The 16,488-nt window shown below is 72.2% G+C and carries 19 protein-coding genes and 1 pseudogene; 11 read left to right on the plus strand and 9 right to left on the minus strand.

Annotation, left to right across the window (positions count from 1 at the left end; translation table 11 throughout):
• Positions 1 to 12: 12 nt before the first annotated feature.
• Positions 13 to 615, minus strand: coding sequence for a TetR/AcrR family transcriptional regulator (locus GHR20_RS19760; protein WP_111583955.1), 603 nt, complete (start codon positions 613 to 615; stop codon positions 13 to 15).
• A 92-nt stretch (positions 616 to 707) separates the two neighbouring features.
• Here GHR20_RS19760 and GHR20_RS19765 point away from each other — a divergent pair, with 92 nt between their 5' ends.
• From GHR20_RS19765 to GHR20_RS19780, 4 genes are all read left to right on the plus strand, one after another.
• Positions 708 to 1,490 (plus strand): MBL fold metallo-hydrolase, encoded by a 783-nt coding sequence (locus GHR20_RS19765; RefSeq protein ID WP_153813934.1) that lies wholly within the window; start codon positions 708 to 710, stop codon positions 1,488 to 1,490.
• Between the two features lie 97 nt (positions 1,491 to 1,587).
• On the plus strand, positions 1,588 to 2,019 hold the full coding sequence (locus GHR20_RS19770) for a helix-turn-helix transcriptional regulator (protein ID WP_111583953.1): 432 nt from the start codon (positions 1,588 to 1,590) through the stop codon (positions 2,017 to 2,019).
• 79 nt (positions 2,020 to 2,098) lie between these two features.
• A complete protein-coding gene (locus GHR20_RS19775) occupies positions 2,099 to 2,701 on the plus strand; it encodes a hypothetical protein (RefSeq protein WP_148025053.1) in 603 nt (200 codons plus the stop codon).
• Between the two features lie 112 nt (positions 2,702 to 2,813).
• Positions 2,814 to 3,161 (plus strand): DUF2516 family protein, encoded by a 348-nt coding sequence (locus GHR20_RS19780; RefSeq protein WP_194858926.1) that lies wholly within the window; start codon positions 2,814 to 2,816, stop codon positions 3,159 to 3,161.
• 44 nt (positions 3,162 to 3,205) lie between these two features.
• Here GHR20_RS19780 and GHR20_RS19785 read toward each other — a convergent pair whose 3' ends face one another.
• From GHR20_RS19785 to GHR20_RS19795, 3 genes are all read right to left on the minus strand, one after another.
• Complete coding sequence (locus tag GHR20_RS19785) at positions 3,206 to 4,501, minus strand: fused response regulator/phosphatase (RefSeq protein ID WP_111583951.1); 1,296 nt, start codon at positions 4,499 to 4,501, stop codon at positions 3,206 to 3,208.
• A gap of 338 nt (positions 4,502 to 4,839) precedes the next feature.
• A complete protein-coding gene (locus GHR20_RS19790; RefSeq protein ID WP_153813936.1) occupies positions 4,840 to 5,925 on the minus strand; it encodes an NlpC/P60 family protein in 1,086 nt (361 codons plus the stop codon).
• Positions 5,926 to 6,177: 252 nt separating this feature from the next.
• Positions 6,178 to 6,993 carry a class I SAM-dependent methyltransferase gene (locus GHR20_RS19795; RefSeq protein ID WP_153813937.1) on the minus strand — a complete coding sequence of 272 codons (816 nt, stop codon included), beginning with the start codon at positions 6,991 to 6,993 and terminating at the stop codon, positions 6,178 to 6,180.
• Between the two features lie 182 nt (positions 6,994 to 7,175).
• Here GHR20_RS19795 and mshA point away from each other — a divergent pair, with 182 nt between their 5' ends.
• Together mshA and GHR20_RS19805 are read left to right on the plus strand one after the other, a co-directional pair.
• Positions 7,176 to 8,513 carry a D-inositol-3-phosphate glycosyltransferase gene (gene mshA, locus GHR20_RS19800; RefSeq protein WP_194858927.1) on the plus strand — a complete coding sequence of 446 codons (1,338 nt, stop codon included), beginning with the start codon at positions 7,176 to 7,178 and terminating at the stop codon, positions 8,511 to 8,513.
• A complete protein-coding gene (locus GHR20_RS19805; protein WP_111583948.1) occupies positions 8,506 to 9,006 on the plus strand; it encodes a YbjN domain-containing protein in 501 nt (166 codons plus the stop codon). The genes mshA and GHR20_RS19805 overlap by 8 nt, the downstream gene beginning before the upstream one ends.
• A gap of 10 nt (positions 9,007 to 9,016) precedes the next feature.
• Here the strand turns inward: GHR20_RS19805 and GHR20_RS19810 are convergent, their stop codons facing one another.
• The gene (locus GHR20_RS19810; protein ID WP_194858928.1) at positions 9,017 to 9,946 is read right to left on the minus strand and encodes an AraC family transcriptional regulator; all 930 of its coding nucleotides are present in this window, start codon (positions 9,944 to 9,946) and stop codon (positions 9,017 to 9,019) included.
• Here GHR20_RS19810 and GHR20_RS19815 point away from each other — a divergent pair.
• Positions 9,945 to 10,403, plus strand: a complete 459-nt coding sequence (locus GHR20_RS19815) for a DUF2000 domain-containing protein (RefSeq protein WP_243878080.1) — start codon at positions 9,945 to 9,947, stop codon at positions 10,401 to 10,403. The two genes, GHR20_RS19810 and GHR20_RS19815, sit on opposite strands and share 2 nt — an antisense overlap.
• 61 nt (positions 10,404 to 10,464) lie before the next feature.
• On the opposite strand, the gene GHR20_RS19820 is transcribed toward GHR20_RS19815, so the two are convergent.
• Positions 10,465 to 10,938 carry a carboxymuconolactone decarboxylase family protein gene (locus tag GHR20_RS19820; protein ID WP_153813941.1) on the minus strand — a complete coding sequence of 158 codons (474 nt, stop codon included), beginning with the start codon at positions 10,936 to 10,938 and terminating at the stop codon, positions 10,465 to 10,467.
• A gap of 98 nt (positions 10,939 to 11,036) precedes the next feature.
• Positions 11,037 to 12,323 (minus strand): MFS transporter, encoded by a 1,287-nt coding sequence (locus GHR20_RS19825; RefSeq protein ID WP_153813942.1) that lies wholly within the window; start codon positions 12,321 to 12,323, stop codon positions 11,037 to 11,039.
• 208 nt (positions 12,324 to 12,531) lie between these two features.
• Between GHR20_RS19825 and GHR20_RS19830 the strand changes: the two genes are divergently transcribed.
• Positions 12,532 to 13,293 carry a phosphoglyceromutase gene (locus GHR20_RS19830; protein WP_148025042.1) on the plus strand — a complete coding sequence of 254 codons (762 nt, stop codon included), beginning with the start codon at positions 12,532 to 12,534 and terminating at the stop codon, positions 13,291 to 13,293.
• Between the two features lie 85 nt (positions 13,294 to 13,378).
• On the opposite strand, the gene GHR20_RS19835 is transcribed toward GHR20_RS19830, so the two are convergent.
• Together GHR20_RS19835 and GHR20_RS19840 are read right to left on the minus strand one after the other, a co-directional pair.
• Entirely contained in the window at positions 13,379 to 14,614 is a 1,236-nt protein-coding gene (locus GHR20_RS19835; RefSeq protein ID WP_153813943.1) for a helix-turn-helix transcriptional regulator, read from the minus strand.
• The gene (locus tag GHR20_RS19840) at positions 14,604 to 14,918 is read right to left on the minus strand and encodes an antibiotic biosynthesis monooxygenase (protein WP_148025040.1); all 315 of its coding nucleotides are present in this window, start codon (positions 14,916 to 14,918) and stop codon (positions 14,604 to 14,606) included. Before GHR20_RS19840 ends, GHR20_RS19835 begins: the two co-directional genes overlap by 11 nt.
• Before the next feature lie 287 nt (positions 14,919 to 15,205).
• Here GHR20_RS19840 and GHR20_RS19845 point away from each other — a divergent pair, with 287 nt between their 5' ends.
• The 3 genes and pseudogenes from GHR20_RS19845 (at position 15,206) to GHR20_RS19855 (ending at position 16,441) form a co-directional block, all read left to right on the plus strand.
• A complete protein-coding gene (locus GHR20_RS19845) occupies positions 15,206 to 15,571 on the plus strand; it encodes an ATP-binding protein (RefSeq protein WP_153813944.1) in 366 nt (121 codons plus the stop codon).
• Positions 15,568 to 15,909: a hypothetical protein gene (locus tag GHR20_RS19850; RefSeq protein WP_153813945.1), complete on the plus strand. Its 342-nt coding sequence runs from the start codon at positions 15,568 to 15,570 to the stop codon at positions 15,907 to 15,909. The genes GHR20_RS19845 and GHR20_RS19850 overlap by 4 nt, the downstream gene beginning before the upstream one ends.
• A 47-nt stretch (positions 15,910 to 15,956) precedes the next feature.
• Positions 15,957 to 16,441 (plus strand): annotated as a pseudogene (locus tag GHR20_RS19855) (DUF4265 domain-containing protein).
• The last annotated feature ends 47 nt before the right edge of the window (positions 16,442 to 16,488 follow it).

Here is a 16,488-nt window from a genome sequence, read left to right on the forward strand (position 1 = left end):
TGCGGCGCGCGGTCAGGACTGGTCCAGAGCCCGTTCGATCGCGCGGCGGGCCCGGCCCGCGGCCGCCCGGTCCCGCTGGAGCTGCATGGCCGCGTTCAGTGCCAGCCCAGCGGCGACGATCTCGAACAGCGCCTGCTCGATGTCGAACCCGGCGGGCAGCTCCCCGCTGTCCACCGCCGCGGTCAGGTCGGCGCGCAGCTGATCCCGCCAGCGCGACCACACCTCGGCCACCGCGTCGCGGACCCGGCCGGGGCGGCCGTCGTACTCGGTGAGCGCCGCGGTCATCAGGCAGCCGCCGGGCAGCAGCGGAGCCTGGAGGTAGTCCACGGAGCCGGCGCACACCGAGCGCAGCCGCCGCAGACCCGGCGGCTCGGCCAGCGCGGGCTCGACCACCCGGTGCCAGAAGTCCACGAACGCCTTGTCCAGCGTGGAGATCTGGAGCGTCTCCTTGGTGCCGAAGTGCTTGTGCACCCCGGACTTGCTCATCCCGAGCTCCTCGGCGAGCCGGCCGATGGTGATGCCCTCCAGCCCCTCCTCGGAGGCGATCTCCGCGGCACGGCCCAGAATCCGGCCCCTGGTGGCCTGCGCTTCGGCCGCTGAGCGTCGTGGTGACATGCGCCAAGAATAGCGTACGGCCGTTCGCTATTGATTTGGAGAACGCTCGTACGCTAAATTCCGCGTCAACCACCGGAACGAAGGAGTGCGGGATGCGGGCGCGACGACTGGGCTGGGCCGGACTGGAGATCGAGGCGGGCGGCGAGCGGCTGCTGATCGACTATGTGCAAGACATCTCGCCGCTGTTCACGGGGTGGAAGCCCGGCGCGCACCTGGCGACGCCGAGCGGGACGGCGAGCGCCGCGCTGGTCACCCACCTGCACCGGGACCACACCGACGCGGCCGCGCTCGCGGAGGTGCTGACGCCGGGTGCGCCGGTGCTGCGACCGGCGCCCGGCCCCGGCGACAGCGTGGACAACCTGACGACACTGCCGGCCGAACGCGAACTGGCCCGGCACCGGCTGGCCGCCGAGGTCGTGGACGTCTGGTCCACCCGTGAACTCGGGCCGTTCCGCGCCACCGCGGTCCCGGCCATCGACGGGCTGGGCGACCCGCAGCTGAACTGGGTGGTGGAGGCCGACGGGCAGCGGGTCCTGCACGGCGGCGACACGATGTTCCACGGTTACTGGTGGCTCATCGCGCGCCGGTTCGGCCCCTTCGACGCGGTGTTCCTGCCCGCCAACGGCCCCGTGGTCGACGCGCCGCACCTCCAGCCGCCGAGCCCGCTGCCCGCCGCCCTCGACCCCCGGCAGGCCGCGGTCGCCGCGGAGATCCTCGACGCCCGCTACGCGGTGCCGATCCACTACGAGCCGGAGCAGCCGGACAAGATCGCGGGCTACGTCGAGGTCCCCGACCCGGCGAACGAACTGCGCACCCACGCCGGCCGCCGCGCCCGCGTCCTGGCCGTCGGCGAATGGCTGGACCTGACCGCCTGACCGCCCCCTTTCTCTTTGGTGTCGGCGCCCCGACACCCGGCACACTCTTGCAAGCACCTGCTTGCAATTGTTAGCGGTGGTGGGGCATGGTGGAGGCATGGCATCGCTGAACGTCGGCAATCTCGGGGAGTATCTGCGCGAGCAGCGGCGGAACGCCCAGCTGTCGCTGCGGCAGCTCGCCGAGGCGGCCGGCGTGTCCAATCCGTATCTGAGCCAGATCGAGCGCGGGCTGCGCAAGCCGAGCGCGGAGGTGTTGCAGCAGGTCGCCAAGGCCCTGCGGATCTCCGCCGAGACGCTGTACGTCCGCGCCGGCATCCTCGACGCCGAGCGGGACCGGGACGAGGTGGAGACGCGCGCCGTCATCCTCGCCGATCCCTCGCTCAACGAGCGGCAGAAGCAGGTGCTGCTCCAGATCTACGAGTCCTTCCGCAAGGAGAACGGATTCGGGGCCGGCGAACCCGCGGGTGAGGACGGCGCGGAGCAGGGAACGGACGACGACGATGCCGGCTCGCGGCGGACGGCCGGCTGACGCCGGACCAGGGCACCGGGCGCCCACCGCGAACCACACCACCTCAGCCGAACGCGAGATCCGGGAGGACCTGATCACCATGGCCATCACCGACGACCTGCGCAAGACCCTCAGCGACCCGACTCCGCTCTACTTCGCCGCCGGTACCGCCGACCTCGCCCTTCAGCAGGCCAAGAAGGTGCCCGCACTGGTCGAGCAGCTGCGCGCCGAGGCCCCGGCCCGGATCGAGAAGGTGCGCGGCACCGACCCGAAGGCCGTGCAGGAGAAGGCCACCGCCCGGGCCAAGGAGGCCCAGGAGACCCTCCAGACCAAGGTCACCGAGCTGATCGGCGGCTTCGACGTCGACCTGAAGAAGCTCGGCGAGCAGGCCCAGGACCTCGCCCTGCGCGGTGTGGGCGTCGCCGCCGAGTACGCCGTCAAGGCCCGCGAGACCTACGAGAAGGTCGCCGAGCACGGCGAGGCGGCCGTGAAGACCTGGCGCGGCGAGGCCGCCGAGGACATCGAGGAGCTGGCCATCGTCGTCGAGGGCAAGCCCGAGCCCGTCGAGGTCAGGGACGAGGCCGGCCGGCCCAAGGTCGCCACGCCCGAGGCCGCCGCGGAGAGGAAGGCCGCCGCCGCCCGGAAGTCCCCGACCGCCCGCAGGACGGCCACCCCGAAGAAGCCCACCCCGCCGGCCGTGTGAGAGCGCGGGCGGCGGCGGGCCGGCCATCTTTGGGTGTCCGGCCCGTTCCGCCCGTTCTATGGGTACGGTTGCCGCGTAGGGACCGAGCGGCGGAACGGGAGCGGTGGCAAGCATGCTGATGTTGGGCTTCGCGGGATTCATGGGAATCCTGAAGATCGTCCTCATGGCCCTGGCCGCGTTCGCGCTCGTCGACGCCGCGGTGCGGCGCGAGGACGCCTTCCGCGCGGCCGACAAGCAGAACAAGGTCTTCTGGCTGATCATCCTGGGCATCGCCCTGGTCGCCAGCGTCATCTTCTCGGTCCTGGCCATCCTGCCGATCGCCGGCGCCGTGGCGAGCATCGTCTACCTCGTGGACGTACGCCCCGCGCTCCGGCAGGTCACGGGCGGCGGAGGCTTCGGCCGCCGCCGCGGCGGCAGCAGCAGCGACGGCCCGTACGGCCCGTACAACGGCGGTCGCTAGGGCCTCTCGTTCGGATCAGGCCGGCCGGTTCCCCCGGAACCGGCCTACGCCGTCCGGTCCAGCAGCACCACCGCGACGTCGTCCGCCAGCTCGCCCTCGTTGAGCCGGCGCACCTCCTGCACCGCGGCCCGCAGCAGCTCCTCGCCCCGCAGCCCCTCGGCGAGCTGGCGGCGGATCATCTCCACCATGCCGTCCTGGCCGAGCCGCTCCCCGCCGGCCCCGACACGCCCCTCGATCAGCCCATCGGTGTAGAGCATCAGGCTCCACTCGGCGCCCAGCTCCACCTGCATCCGCGACCAGCGCGACCCGGGCAGCATGCCGAGGGCGGGGCCGTTGTTGTCGTACGGCAGCAGCCGCGCCGGTACGCCGGGGCGCACCAGCAGCGGGGCCGGATGGCCGGCCAGGCACAGGCCCGCGTGGCGGCCGTCGGGCGCGATGTCCACCGTGCACAGCGTCGCGAAGATCTCGTCGTCCGGGCGCTCGTGCTCCAGCACCTCCTGGAGGGTGCCCAGCAGCTCGTCCCCGCACAGTCCCGCGAGGGTGAGCGCCCGCCAGGCGATGCGCAGCTCCACGCCGAGCGCCGCCTCGTCCGGGCCGTGCCCGCAGACGTCTCCGATCATGGCGTGCACCGTGCCGTCGGGGGTGCGCACGGCGTCGTAGAAGTCGCCGCCGAGCAGCGCGCGCGAGCGGCCCGGGCGGTACCGGGCCGCGAACCGCAGCGAGGAGCCGTCGAGCAGCGGCGTGGGCAGCAGCCCGCGCTCCAGACGCCGGTTCTCCTGCGCCCGCAGCCGGCTCTCGGTGAGCCTGCGCTCCGCGGTGTCGGATCGCTTCCGCTCCACCGCGTAGCGGACGGCGCGGCTGAGCAGCCGGCTGTCCAGCTCGTCCCGGACGAGGTAGTCCTGCGCGCCGACGCGCACCGCCTGGGCGCCGCGCTCGGCGTCGCCGGAGCCGGTCAGGGCCAGCACGGCATGCCGGGGCGCGAGCTGGAGGACGTGATGGAGCACGGCCAGCTCGTCGTCGGTGTCGCCGCCGCCCGGCGCGGGCAGCGCCAGGTCCAGCAGGATGCAGTGGACGTCGTCGGTGAGCAGCCGCTCGGCCTCGGTGAGGTTGCGGGCGGTGCGCACCCGGACCGGCTTGCCGGCCGAGTCCAGCAGTTCGGGCACGATCGGCGAGCCGACCGGGTCGTCCTCGATCAGCAGCAGGGTGAGAGTGGCGCCGTTCACGGGCGCGGCGTCGCGGTGGGCCTCTTCCTTGAGGGGGCCGCCGACACTGCCGGCGGCCTGCGCCTGACCACTCTCCACGGCCGGGATCGCTCTCTGCCGCGGTACGGGTACGGGCATCGTCTGGGTTCCTTCCCTCCCCCCGAGGGCACGGCGGTGTCGAGGGGTCTCGACCCACCGACGGGTGACCCTAGCGGGTGGGGCCACCTCGATGGAATGGTGTGAGCCCCGTCGCTCCGGCGCAGGCCACTGTCATATGCCGCTTTCCGTACCGCAGTTGGACAGCGCGCCGGGCCCCGGGGGATGACGAAGCTCACGTCCTGCCCCGGTTTGCACGGGGGTTGGCGGTGGAGTGGGTCACATGACCCGCGTCACCGGGGCGAAAGCCGTATAACGCGGCTCACGCGACGCGCCTCACATCCCCGCCCGGGGCCCCCGCTCCGCGCGGCCCGGCGGCGTCACGCGTCGGGCCGTACGACCCCCAGGATCGGCATCGAACCGGCGCCCGCGACCGTCACCGAGCGCCCCGGACGCGGGGCCTGGATGATCGCGCCGTCCCCTATGTACAGGGCGACATGGCTGGCGTCGTCGAAGTAGATGACGAGATCGCCGGGCCGCATGTCCTTGACGTCGATGTGCTTGAGCTGCTGCCACTGCTCCTGGGAGGTGCGCGGGATGGGGTGGCCGGCCGCGGCCCACGCCTGGGAGGTCAGCCCCGAGCAGTCGAAGGAGTCCGGGCCCGCGGCACCCCATACATACGGCTTGCCGAGCTGGGCGGTGGCGAACGCCACGGCCTTCTCGCCCGCCGCGGACGCCTTGCCGTGGATCCGGTCGAGGATGCCGGTGTCCAGCCAGGCGGTCTGCGCCTTCAGCGCGGCCTTCTGCTCCAGCTGCGCGAGCCGCTCCCGCTGCTTCTCCTCCAGCGACGACTCCAGCTTCTTCGCGGCGTCGATCTGCTGCTGGATCTTCTTCTTGGCGCTCGCCTTGGCCTTGCGGTCGGCGTCCAGCTTCTTCCACTGGGCGGCGGCGTCGGAGGCGTAGTCCTGCAACTGCTGCTGGGTGTCGGTCCGTTCGCCGATCAGATGGTTGGCCGCCTGCTGGCTCTGGAGGACCAGCCCCGCGCCGTCCAGGAACTGGTCCGGGTCGTCGCTGAGCAGGAACTGGGCGGTGGGCGGCACCCCTCCGGTGCGGTACTGCTCCCGGGCCGCCGCGCCCGCCTGGTCCTTGAGCTGTGCGAGTTTCTGCTGCCCGGCCACGATCTTCTTGGCCAGCGAGACGATCTCGGCGGACTGCTTCTTCGTCTTCTCCTCCGCCGCGTTGTACGCGTCGGTGGCCACGGCCGCGTCGTGGTAGAGCTTGTCCAGCTTCTGGCGGACCTGTTCAAGGTCCTTGTCCGGCACGGGTGTCGGGCTGGTGCCGGCCGTCGGACCGGCGTCCTGCGGGGGAGCCGGCGCGGCGAGCGCCGTCCCGGGTGCCGCGAGTACGGCCACCGCGCAGACCACGGTCAGGGCGGCCGCGAGCAGACCGCGCTTGCCCGTACCCATACCTACCCCCCAGCTGATTTACCGTCAGTAACTTAAGGACGCCTGAGGGATCGTGCCACGGCCGGGCGCAAAGCGACAGAGGCCGTGAGGAAAGTCGGATTTCCCCCTTGTCCTGCCGAGACGACGATCACCTCGCCCGTCTGACGAACGGCGCACGGAGATCGTTCCGTTGCCCGCCACCCGAAGGGGTGGTTTCGACCGGTCCGGCCCGTAATCAGCCGCCCCGCGGCGCCGAAGCCCCCGACGCCACGGTCACTTCACCGGCGCCAAAGCCCCCCACGCCACGGTCACTTCACCCTGCCGCCAGCGGACCGGCGCGTCCGTCACCGGCCAGTCCGCGGTGAGGGCGCGCACCGTGCGCAGCCAGCGCTGCCGGGCGCCGTACGCGGCGTACGGCGCGGCCGCCGCCCAGGCGCGGTCGAAGTCGCGCAGGAAGGCGTGCACCGGCTCACCGGGCACATTGCGGTGGATCAGCGCCTTCGGCAGCCGTTCGGCGAGGTCGGAGGGGCGGTCCAGGGAGCCGAGCCGGGTGGCGAAGGTGACGGTCCGCGGCCCCTCGGGCCCGAGCGCCACCCAGACGTGCCGCCGCCCGATCTCGTCGCACGTCCCCTCGACCAGCAGCCCCCCGCGCGAGCCGCCGCCCGCCGGGGCCAGCCGCGCGCACAGCCGCTCCCAGACGGCGGCGACCTGGTCCTCGTCGTACTGGCGCAGCACGTTCGCCGCGCGGATCAGCAGCGGCCGCCCGGCCACCGGGACCTCGAAGCCGCCGTGCCGGAAGACCAGCCCCTCGCGCTCGTACGGCCGCGCCGCCGCGACCCGCTCCGGCTCGATCTCGATGCCGACGACCCGGGTGCGCGGGGCCGCGGTGCGCAGCCTGCCGAGCAGTTCCACGGCGGTCCAGGGGGCGGCGCCGTAGCCGAGGTCGACGGCGAGCGGCTCGGCGGCGCGGCGCAGCTCGGCGCCGTGCGCGGCCGCGATCCAGCGGTCCATGCGGCGCAGCCGGTTGGGGTTGGTGGTGCCGCGCGTCACGGTCCCCACGGGGCGGAGGGCGGATGCGCGGGTTGCCATGAGTACGAGGGTAAAGGGGAACAGGGGGGGACCGGCTGGGGGCCGGGTTGAGCAAACAAAGGTAATGATTCGGTAAATCGGCTTGTTCTGGAAATGACCGGCCCCCCGCCCGCTGTTGCACCCCCGTGGAGGGCGCAGGCGAGTCCTCCGTCCGGCATGCCCGCAGCAAGGAGGACCGCCACGTGAGCCAGTACGCCAGCAGGCTCGGGCGCCGCTCCCCGTCCGCCACGCCCCGGCTACGGCTGCTCCGCCGGCCCCGCAGGGTCGCGATGCTCTCCGTGCACACCTCGCCCCTGCACCAGCCCGGCACCGGCGACGCGGGCGGCATGAACGTCTACATCGTGGAGCTGGCCCAGCGGCTCGCCGCGCTCGGCATCGAGGTGGAGGTCTTCACCCGGGCCACCGCGGGCGATCTGCCGCCCACCGTCCAGCTCGCCCCCGGCGTCCTGGTCCGGCACGTCGACGCGGGCCCCTACGAGGGCCTCGCCAAGGAGGAGCTGCCCGCCCAGCTGTGCGCCTTCACGCACGGCGTGATGCAGGCATGGGCCGGCCACCGCCCCGGCTACTACGACCTGGTCCACTCCCACTACTGGCTCTCCGGCCACGTCGGCTGGCTCGCCGCCCAGCGCTGGGGCGTCCCCCTGGTGCACGCCATGCACACCATGGCCAAGGTCAAGAACGCCAGCCTGGCCGCCGGCGACCGCCCCGAGCCCGCCGCCCGGGTCATCGGCGAGACCCAGATCGTCGCCGCCGCCGACCGGCTGATCGCCAACACCGACGAGGAGGCCGGCGAACTGGTCCGGCACTACGAGGCCGACCCCGGCTCGGTCGCCGTCGTCCACCCCGGCGTCAACCTGGAGCGCTTCCGCCCCGCCGACGGCCGGGCCGCCGCCCGCGCCCGCCTCGGACTGCCGAAGGACGCCCTGATCCCCCTCTTCGCGGGCCGCATACAGCCCCTGAAGGCCCCGGACGTGCTGCTGCGCGCGGTCGCGGTCCTCCTCGACGAGCGCCCCGAGCTGCGCTCCAGGATCGTCGTGCCCGTCGTCGGCGGCCCCAGCGGCAGCGGCCTCGCCAAGCCCGAGGGCCTCCAGAAGCTGGCCGCCCGGCTCGGCATCGCGGACGTCGTACGGTTCCGCCCGCCCGTCGGCCAGGAGCAGCTCGCGGACTGGTTCCGGGCCGCATCCCTGCTGGTCATGCCGTCCTACAGCGAGTCCTTCGGGCTGGTCGCCATCGAGGCGCAGGCGGCCGGCACCCCGGTGCTCGCCGCCTCGGTCGGCGGGCTGCCGGTGGCGGTGCGCGACGGCGAGACCGGCTTCCTGGTCCAGGGGCACGAACCGGCCGACTACGCGCGCGTCCTCGCCCGGTTCGCCGACGAGCGGGCCCTCACCCCGCGGATGGGCGACGCCGCCGCCCGGCACGCCCGGTCCTTCGGCTGGGACGCGGCGGCCGCGGCGACCGCCGACGTCTACACGGCCGCGACCCAGTCGTACCGCCGTCGCGTACGCTCCCACCATGGGTGATGTCGAGAAGGCCGGACAGGTCCTGGAGGCCGTCTTCCAGGACGCCGAACTGGAGTGGGAGAACCCCGAGACCGGGACCTACGTGGTCAAGCTGCCCGGCACCCACAAGCTGTCCACGACCCTCTCCCTCCTCGTCGGCCGGCACTCCCTCTCCCTCAACGCCTTCGTCGTGCGCCACCCCGACGAGAACGAGGCGGGCGTCCACCGCTGGCTCCTGGAGCGCAACCTCAAGCTGTACGGCGTGAGTTACGCCGTCGACCGCCTCGGCGACGTCTACGTCACCGCGCGCCTCCCGCTGGCCTCCGTCACCCCCGACGAGATCGACCGCCTCCTCGGCCAGGTCCTGGAGGCGGCCGACGGCGCCTTCAACTCCCTGCTGGAGCTGGGCTTCGCGACCTCCATCCGCAAGGAGTACGCCTGGCGCGTCTCCCGCGGCGAGTCCACCCGCAACCTGGACGCCTTCAAGCACCTCGTCGAACGCCCTGCCGAATGAAGTCCGCGGGCTACGAGATGCGGCGCGCCCCACTCCGGTAGCGGCCCGGCGGCACCCCGACCAACGTGCGGAAGTGGCGGGTGAGATGGGCCTGGTCGTAGAACCCGGTCAGGGCCGCCACCTCGCCGGGCGGCAGCCCGTCCAGCAGCAGCCGGCGGGCCCGGCCGACCCGGCGTGACATCAGGTACTGGTGCGGTGCGATGCCGTACGCGCCGCTGAACGCCCGGACGAGATGGGCGGGATGGGCGTGCAGCAGCCCGGACGCCTCCGCCAGCGAGACACCGTCGGCGAGCCGCGCGTCCAGCAACTCCCTCAGCTGCCGGGCGAGTCGCGGAGAGCGGCGCGGACCCGGCGGCTCGACGCGGCGCCGCAGATGCCCCCGCAGCCGCTCCCCGACGAGGGTCAGCCTGCTCTCCGCCTCCAGCTCGTCGCCGGGGCGGGCGAGGGCCGCGTGCAGTTGTCCGACGCGCAGCCGCAGCACGGGGTCGCGCAGATCGGGCCCGTCGACGGCCGCGCCGATCAGCTCCTCGCCGAGCCGGCTGCTGTCCAGGTAGACCACCCGCTTGCGGAAGCCGCCGGGGGTCGCGGGGGAGCCGTTGTGCGGCACGTGCGGGGGCAGCAGGCTGACCGTGTCGAGCGGGGTGCCGTGCTCGTGCCGGTCGAGGTCGTAGCGGACCGCGCCGGCGTCCACGATCAGCAGGGTCCAGGCGTCATGGACGTGCATCGGGTACGCGTACTCGGTGAAACGGGCGTGGAAGACCTCGGTGACGCCCGGCACCCGGGGACGCCACGCGCTCACTTCCTCGCCCGGGGCTCCGCGCGCTTCCTCGCCCGGGGCTTTTCGCGCGGACCCGTTCGCGGCCCCGCTCGCGGACCCGTTCGCGGCCATGCAAACAACGTACAAGACCCTGCCCGGCGGGGACCGGCAGTCTCGTCCCATGAGCACCCCGACCCCCGCCCCGGTCCCCTTCGAGCCCGCCGGGCCCCTCCGGTTCGACACCAAGATCGCCGTGCTGCTGCGCGCGGACCTGGCCTCCTGGCAGCGGCTGAACGTCACCGCGTTCCTGGTCAGCGGCCTCGGCGCGATGCTGCCCGAGGTGGTCGGCGAGCCCTACGAGGACGCGGACGGCGCCCGGTACCTGCCCATGTTCCGGCAGCCCGTGCTGGTCTTCGAGGGCGAGAAGGAGACCCTGCGCGCGGCCCACGGACGGGCGCTCGGCCGGGCCCTGCCCTGCGCCGTGTTCACCGCGGACCTGTTCGCCACCGGCAACGACCGCGACAACCGCGCGGCCGTACGCGCCGTGACCACGGCCGATCTGGATCTGGTCGGGCTCGCGGTGTACGGCCCGCGCGGCGGGGTGGACAAGGTGCTGAAGGGGGCGCGCATGCATCCCTGACGCGCGCCCCCTCCGGGGGGACGGCCGGACCCCCGTACCGGCCGCCCCCGGTCCGCCGCGGTCAGCCGAACATGCCGGGCTGGTAGTCGCCCGCGGGCTGCCGGACGATGACGTTCACCCGGTTGTACAGATTGATGACGGCGATCAGCCCGACCAGCGCGGTCAGCTGCTCCTCGTCGTAGTGCCGGGCGGCCTGAGCCCACGCCTCGTCGGTGACCCCGCCGGCCGCGTCCGCGATCCGGGTCCCCTGCTCGGTCAGCTCCAGCGCGGCCCGCTCGGCCTCCGTGAACACCGTGGCCTCGCGCCAGGCGGCGACCAGGTGCAGCCGCTGCGCGCTCTCCCCGGCGGCCTCGGCGTCCTTGCTGTGCATGTCGGTGCAGAACCCGCAGCCGTTGATCTGGCTGGCCCGGAGCTTGACCAGTTCCTGCGTCGCGGCCGGGAGGGTGGAGTCCGTCAGCACCTTCCCGGCCGAGTTGACGTACTTGAGGAACGTGCCGGCGACCGGGTTGGTCATCAGGTTCAGACGGGCGTCCATGGTGATGCGCTCCTGTGCGGGTCGTACTGCTCGCTGCTGGCTACACCTCATGGACGGAGGGGCCGCGGCGAATGTGACAGGGTCGAATGTGACCTCCGTCACACAGCCGGGGAGGGTGCCGGGGCGGCATCGGCGCCGGTGACGACGACCGACCCCGCCGCCGTACGGCCTTCCTCCCCACCCCTCCCGTGATCACCGAGCCCGCGCATCAGCAGCGCGTACCCGGCCCCCGCGACCATCCCCAGGACGGCGCATGTGCCCCACAGCCACTTCGCCCCGAACCGGTCGATGACCTGGCCGGACATCAGCGGCGCGACCAGGGCGGCGACGGACCAGGACAGCGAGTACACGCCCTGGTAGCGGCCGCGGCCGTGGACGGGGGAGAGGCGGACCACGAGCCCGGTCTGCGTCGGCGCGTTGACGATCTCGGCCAGGGTCCACACGCAGACGGTGGCCATGAACACGCCGACGGACCCGGCGAAGGCGGTCAGCCCGAAGCCGTACCCGGCGAGGACCGAGGAGACGACGAGCAGGGTGCGCGGGTCGCGGTGTTCGATGAACCGGGTGACGGGGATCTGGAGGGCGACGATCAGGACGCCGTTGGCGGCGATGGCGACGCCGTAGTCGGCGGGCGTGAACCCGGCGCGGCCCATGGCGACCGGCAGGGCGACATCGCCCTGCTGGAAGATCAGGGCGACGAGGAAGGACAGCCCGACGACGGCCATGTAGCGCCCGTCGCGCAGCACCGTGCCGAGGCTGACCTGGGGCTCGTCCTGGTGGACCGGGGCGGCGGGCCGGGACTCGGGCACCTTCAGGAAGACGACGAGCGCGCAGGCGGCCGTCATGCCCGCCTCGATCAGAAACCCGGCGAGATAGCTGAACTCGGCGATGAACCCGGCGGCCGCGGCGGAGACGGCGAACCCGAGGTTGATGGCCCAGTAGTTGAGCGAGAAGGCCCGCACCCGGTCCTCGGGCCGCACGATGTCGGCCATCATCGCCTGCGCGGCCGGCCGGGAGGCGTTGGAGGCCACGCCGACGAGGAAGGCGACCCCGGCGATGGCGACCGGGCCGTTCATGAACCCGAGCAGCGCGACGCAGACGGCGGTGGCCGACTGGGCGACGAGCAGGGTGGGCCGCCGCCCGACGCGGTCGGCCAGCACCCCGCCCACGAGCGAGGCCACCACCCCGCCCAGCCCGAACAGGGCGGCGACGAGCCCGGCGTAGGAGGCGGAGTAGCCGCGGTCGAGGGTGAGGTAGAGGGCCATGAAGGTGGCCACGAAGGCGCCGAGCCGGTTGACGAGGGTGCTGGTCCACAGCCACCAGAACTCACGGGGGAGCCCGGACACGGCTTCCCGGGCGGCGCGTCCGAGACGGGCGGCGGGCATGAGGGGTCCCCCTGGGTCGGTCAGTGGCCGATGCGCGGGCCGGTAAGTGGCCGAAGACGCCCGCACAACTTACCCACGGCCTCTGACATCGACCACTGGATTACCGCGGCCCGCTCGCCGTCCCCTCCCTGCCTCCTCCCCCTCCTCCTCGTCCCGTCCACCGGTCGGCCGCGCCGGGGCCCGGGGGCCGTGGATTACGCTCTGAGGCATGGCCGACGCACCGTACAAGCTGATCCTCCTCCGCCACGGCGAGAGCGAGTGGAACGCGAAGAACCTGTTCACCGGCTGGGTGGACGTCAACCTGAACGAGAAGGGCGAGAAGGAGGCAGTCCGCGGTGGCGAGCTCCTGAAGGACGCCGACCTCCTGCCCGACGTGGTCCACACGTCCCTCCAGAAGCGCGCGATCCGCACCGCGCAGCTGGCCCTGGAGGCCGCGGACCGCCACTGGGTCCCGGTCCACCGCAGCTGGCGCCTGAACGAGCGCCACTACGGCGCCCTCCAGGGCAAGGACAAGGCGGCCACGCTGGCCGAGTTCGGCGAGGAGCAGTTCATGCTCTGGCGCCGCTCGTACGACACCCCGCCGCCCCCGCTGCCGGACGACTCCGAGTTCTCCCAGTTCGACGACGCGCGCTACGCGACCCTCCCGCCGGAGCTGCGCCCGAGGACCGAGTGCCTGAAGGACGTCGTCGTCCGGATGCTCCCCTACTGGTACGACGCGATCGTCCCCGACCTCCTGACCGGCCGCACGGTCCTCGTCGCCGCCCACGGCAACTCCCTGCGCGCCCTGGTCAAGCACCTGGACGGCATCTCCGACGCCGACATCGCGGGCCTGAACATCCCCACGGGCATCCCCCTCGCCTACGACCTCGACACCGACTTCAAGCCCCTCACCCCGGGCGGCAAGTACCTCGACCCGGCCGCGGCAGCGGCGGCAATCGAGGCGGTCAAGAACCAGGGCAAGAAGAAGTAGTTCTCGCGGTTACGCCCCTCACTTGCGCGTTCGGCGCGGGTGAGGGGCGTTTTCCATGTCACTGGCCGACCCTGCAAGGGCCCCCTCAGGCGCCGCTTCCAGCAGCGTCCACGCCAAGCTCCCCAGCCAGCTGCCGCAGCCTTTCGGCGGGTGGCTGACCCATGAGCAGCAGATCTGCCACGAGTTGCTTCACGGACGGCAGGGTGGTCACCAACTGGGGTGACAAGTCCCTGGCCTTCACCAGAGCTGATACGGCGTCGTCCACCTGCCGGCGCTGGGCATGGGCTCGGGCGACATCGAGATGGAACCGCGCCTGCCGCTCCTCGGACAGCACCGACACGTCGGCCTTCCGCGCGGCGCGAAGAGCCCTTCCGGCGTCTCCGAGGCCGACCGCGACGGACACCTCGTGCACCGACACGTTGGCCGGACCGAACTCGGTGTTGTAGTCGTTGCGCCCCTCACCGACCCGCTCGGCCAGGTCGTGGGCGGTGCGCAGGTACGCGTACGCGTCATCGGCCAGGTTCAGCCGGGCGGCGGCGAGGGCCCGTTGCAGTGTCAGGGCACCGCGCAGCGCCACCGCCTCGATCTGCTCGGCACCATCCATGACAACCAGTGCCTCGGCGGCGCTTTCGGAGACTCCGGCCGCCTGCTCGAAGCGACGCGCACCGAGGAAGACGATCGACAGGCGGAAAGCGCCGGCGGCCATCAGCAGGGGATCACCGGCCCGTTCGGCGGCGGCCACGGCACGGTCGATCGCGACCCAGGCGGCCTCCGGCTCCGCCATGTTGGCGAGCGCGGCACCGAACGCCTGGTAAACGCCGGCGAGCAGCCGGAAGATGTCAGCTTGGTCCGCCCCGGTGGTGGCTCGGGCGGCGGACTCCAGCCGGGGCACCAGTGCCTCCAGCAGTTCGGTCAGGTCGGCATAGGCACCTTGGTGGGCAAGCGCCCAGGCCCGCGCGACTTCCGTACGAAGCGCTGTCACATCCGCGGACGCATCATCCCGCTCCCGGCCGACGAGCGCCTTGAGGGCATGCGGAGCACTGAGCAGCAGGCGCAAGCGGTCCGCCCCGCTCGACGCGTCGTCGGCCGCCGTGACCATGAGAGGCGCCTCGGCCGCCAGTTCCGCCACCGGTACGCCCAGGACGTCGGCGACCTTCCCCAGCACGGTCATCCGGTCGATGCGGCGCACACCTCGCTCCACCTGCGACAGCCAAGCCTCGGAACGCCCCAGCAGCGCGGCGAACTCCTTCTGCGAGAGTCCGCGCTGCTTGCGCCCGGCGGCGATCCTGCGGCCGAGAGCCCGCTCGTAGTCACCGCTCAACGCGCACGCCCTTGCCAGAGACGAAGTCCAGACGGTCGACCTCCGTGCCGGAGAGGTACTGGTCCCGCTCGGCGAGGAAGAGACGGACATAGTCCTTCGACTCGTGCTCCTGGAAGGCGTCCTCGTCTTCGTACAGCTCGTAGAACATGCGCTCCAAGGGGCGGCCGTCAACACGATGCACGGCGTAGATCACCGTTCCGGGCTCGTGCGCACGAATGTGCTCACCCGTCCGCTCCACCAGGTCGTCGAACGCGGCCGCGGCCGCATCGTCCTTGCAGGTGAAGCGCACCATCAGTCCGAACATACGAGGTCCTTCCTCCGTCGGCGCCCATGCCGGCCACCAGCTTCAGGGCGACGTTATGCATCTCAACGCCCGTACGAAAAGTGCGGATTCATGCTTCTCAATACCCGTACTTTTAGTACGGTGCCGGTACTGATTCTACGGCTCGCCTGCTCCACTCTTGCCGACGGGTCGCTCTGCCCGGGAGAACAGCAGGTCATCGCCCATGGAGGACGCCATGCCCACCTATCGACGCAGCTTCCCCGGGGGACCCCAAGGAACTTCATGCCGCCCGTAGGTGGACGCGCGCGATGCTGGACGGCCACCCTCGATCCGAGGACGCCGCGCTGGTCGTGACCGAACTCGGAACCAACGCCGTCGTGCACACAGCCAGCGGCCACTCCGGCGGCACGTTCCACGTGGCGCTCACCGTCTCCCCGCTGGCCGTCGTCATCGAGGTGACCGACTCCGGCACGTCCGAGACCAGCCCCCAGGCCCAGCGTCCGACTCCCGAATCGACCCACGGCCGAGGACTCGGCATGGTCGCCGCCCTCACCGACCGGCTCAGGATCCAAGGCGGCGCCCCCGGCCGCACCGTCACCGCCGAACTCGACGCGCCTCTCCGCTGCCAGGAGCCGATGCCCCAACCTGCGCGTGCTCAGGGCCTTTTGTCGTGACCAGCACGCTGCGCCGCGGTTACTGGTGCGTGTGCGCGACCGATTCTCTTCGCTGGCCGCGCGGAGGACCAGCACTCCTCGCCGCGATCGACGCGTACTCGGCATCGCAGGCCGACCGGTGGGTCGCGGTCGCCCTGCGGACGATCTCTCCGGCCCTCGACGCGGCCGCTTCCGAGGAGGCATGGGCATGGCTGCACGCCGGTCGCCTGGAAACCCGCCGATCGCTACTGCGCCGCGAACCCTGCACGGTGACCGTCACCCACGCTCAGACCCGCATCACCTGGTCGATCCACCCGGTGCTCTTCTTGCCTCTCGTGCCCCGCCAAGTCCCCGAATAGAGGCGCCCCCTGAGGCCGGTGCGGCAGGAGCGTGCATTGTGGGCGCCATGACGAACCCCGAGGGCCCGTACGTGAAGGTGCACTTCCGGCTTGAGATCGAGGACGACTGGCCCCGGCGTCGGTGGAGAGTCTGTGGGCGGTCGATCAGCGTGACGGCACCGCACGGCTCGACAACATCCCATGGTTCGTACGCGGCATCGCCTGTGGGGACGTCGTGGTCACCGAGCCCGATGAAGAGGGCGTGCGATGGGCCGGCGAGGTGGTGCGGTGTTCCGACAACTGCGCCATCCGCCTCATCGTGCTCCGGGGCAGCGGCTCGGCAGCTGCGCGGCAGAGTGTGATCAATGCGTTCAAGGAGCTCGGTGTCGATGGAGAGGGCATAGAGAGGTTCGGCATGGTCGCCCTGGACGTCCCGCCTACCGCCGACCTCGTCAAGGTTCAAAAGCTGCTCAGGCACGGTGTGGCCAAGGAGTGGTGGCACATGGAAGAAGGGTGCGTCACCGAGCGATGGCGGGCCGCATCCGGTAACTGACGTCGTTCACGTGAGCCATGGCTGGGCCGTTCGAGGGCGGCTCGACA

This window comes from Streptomyces sp. SUK 48, assembly GCF_009650765.1.
Taxonomy (GTDB): domain Bacteria; phylum Actinomycetota; class Actinomycetes; order Streptomycetales; family Streptomycetaceae; genus Streptomyces.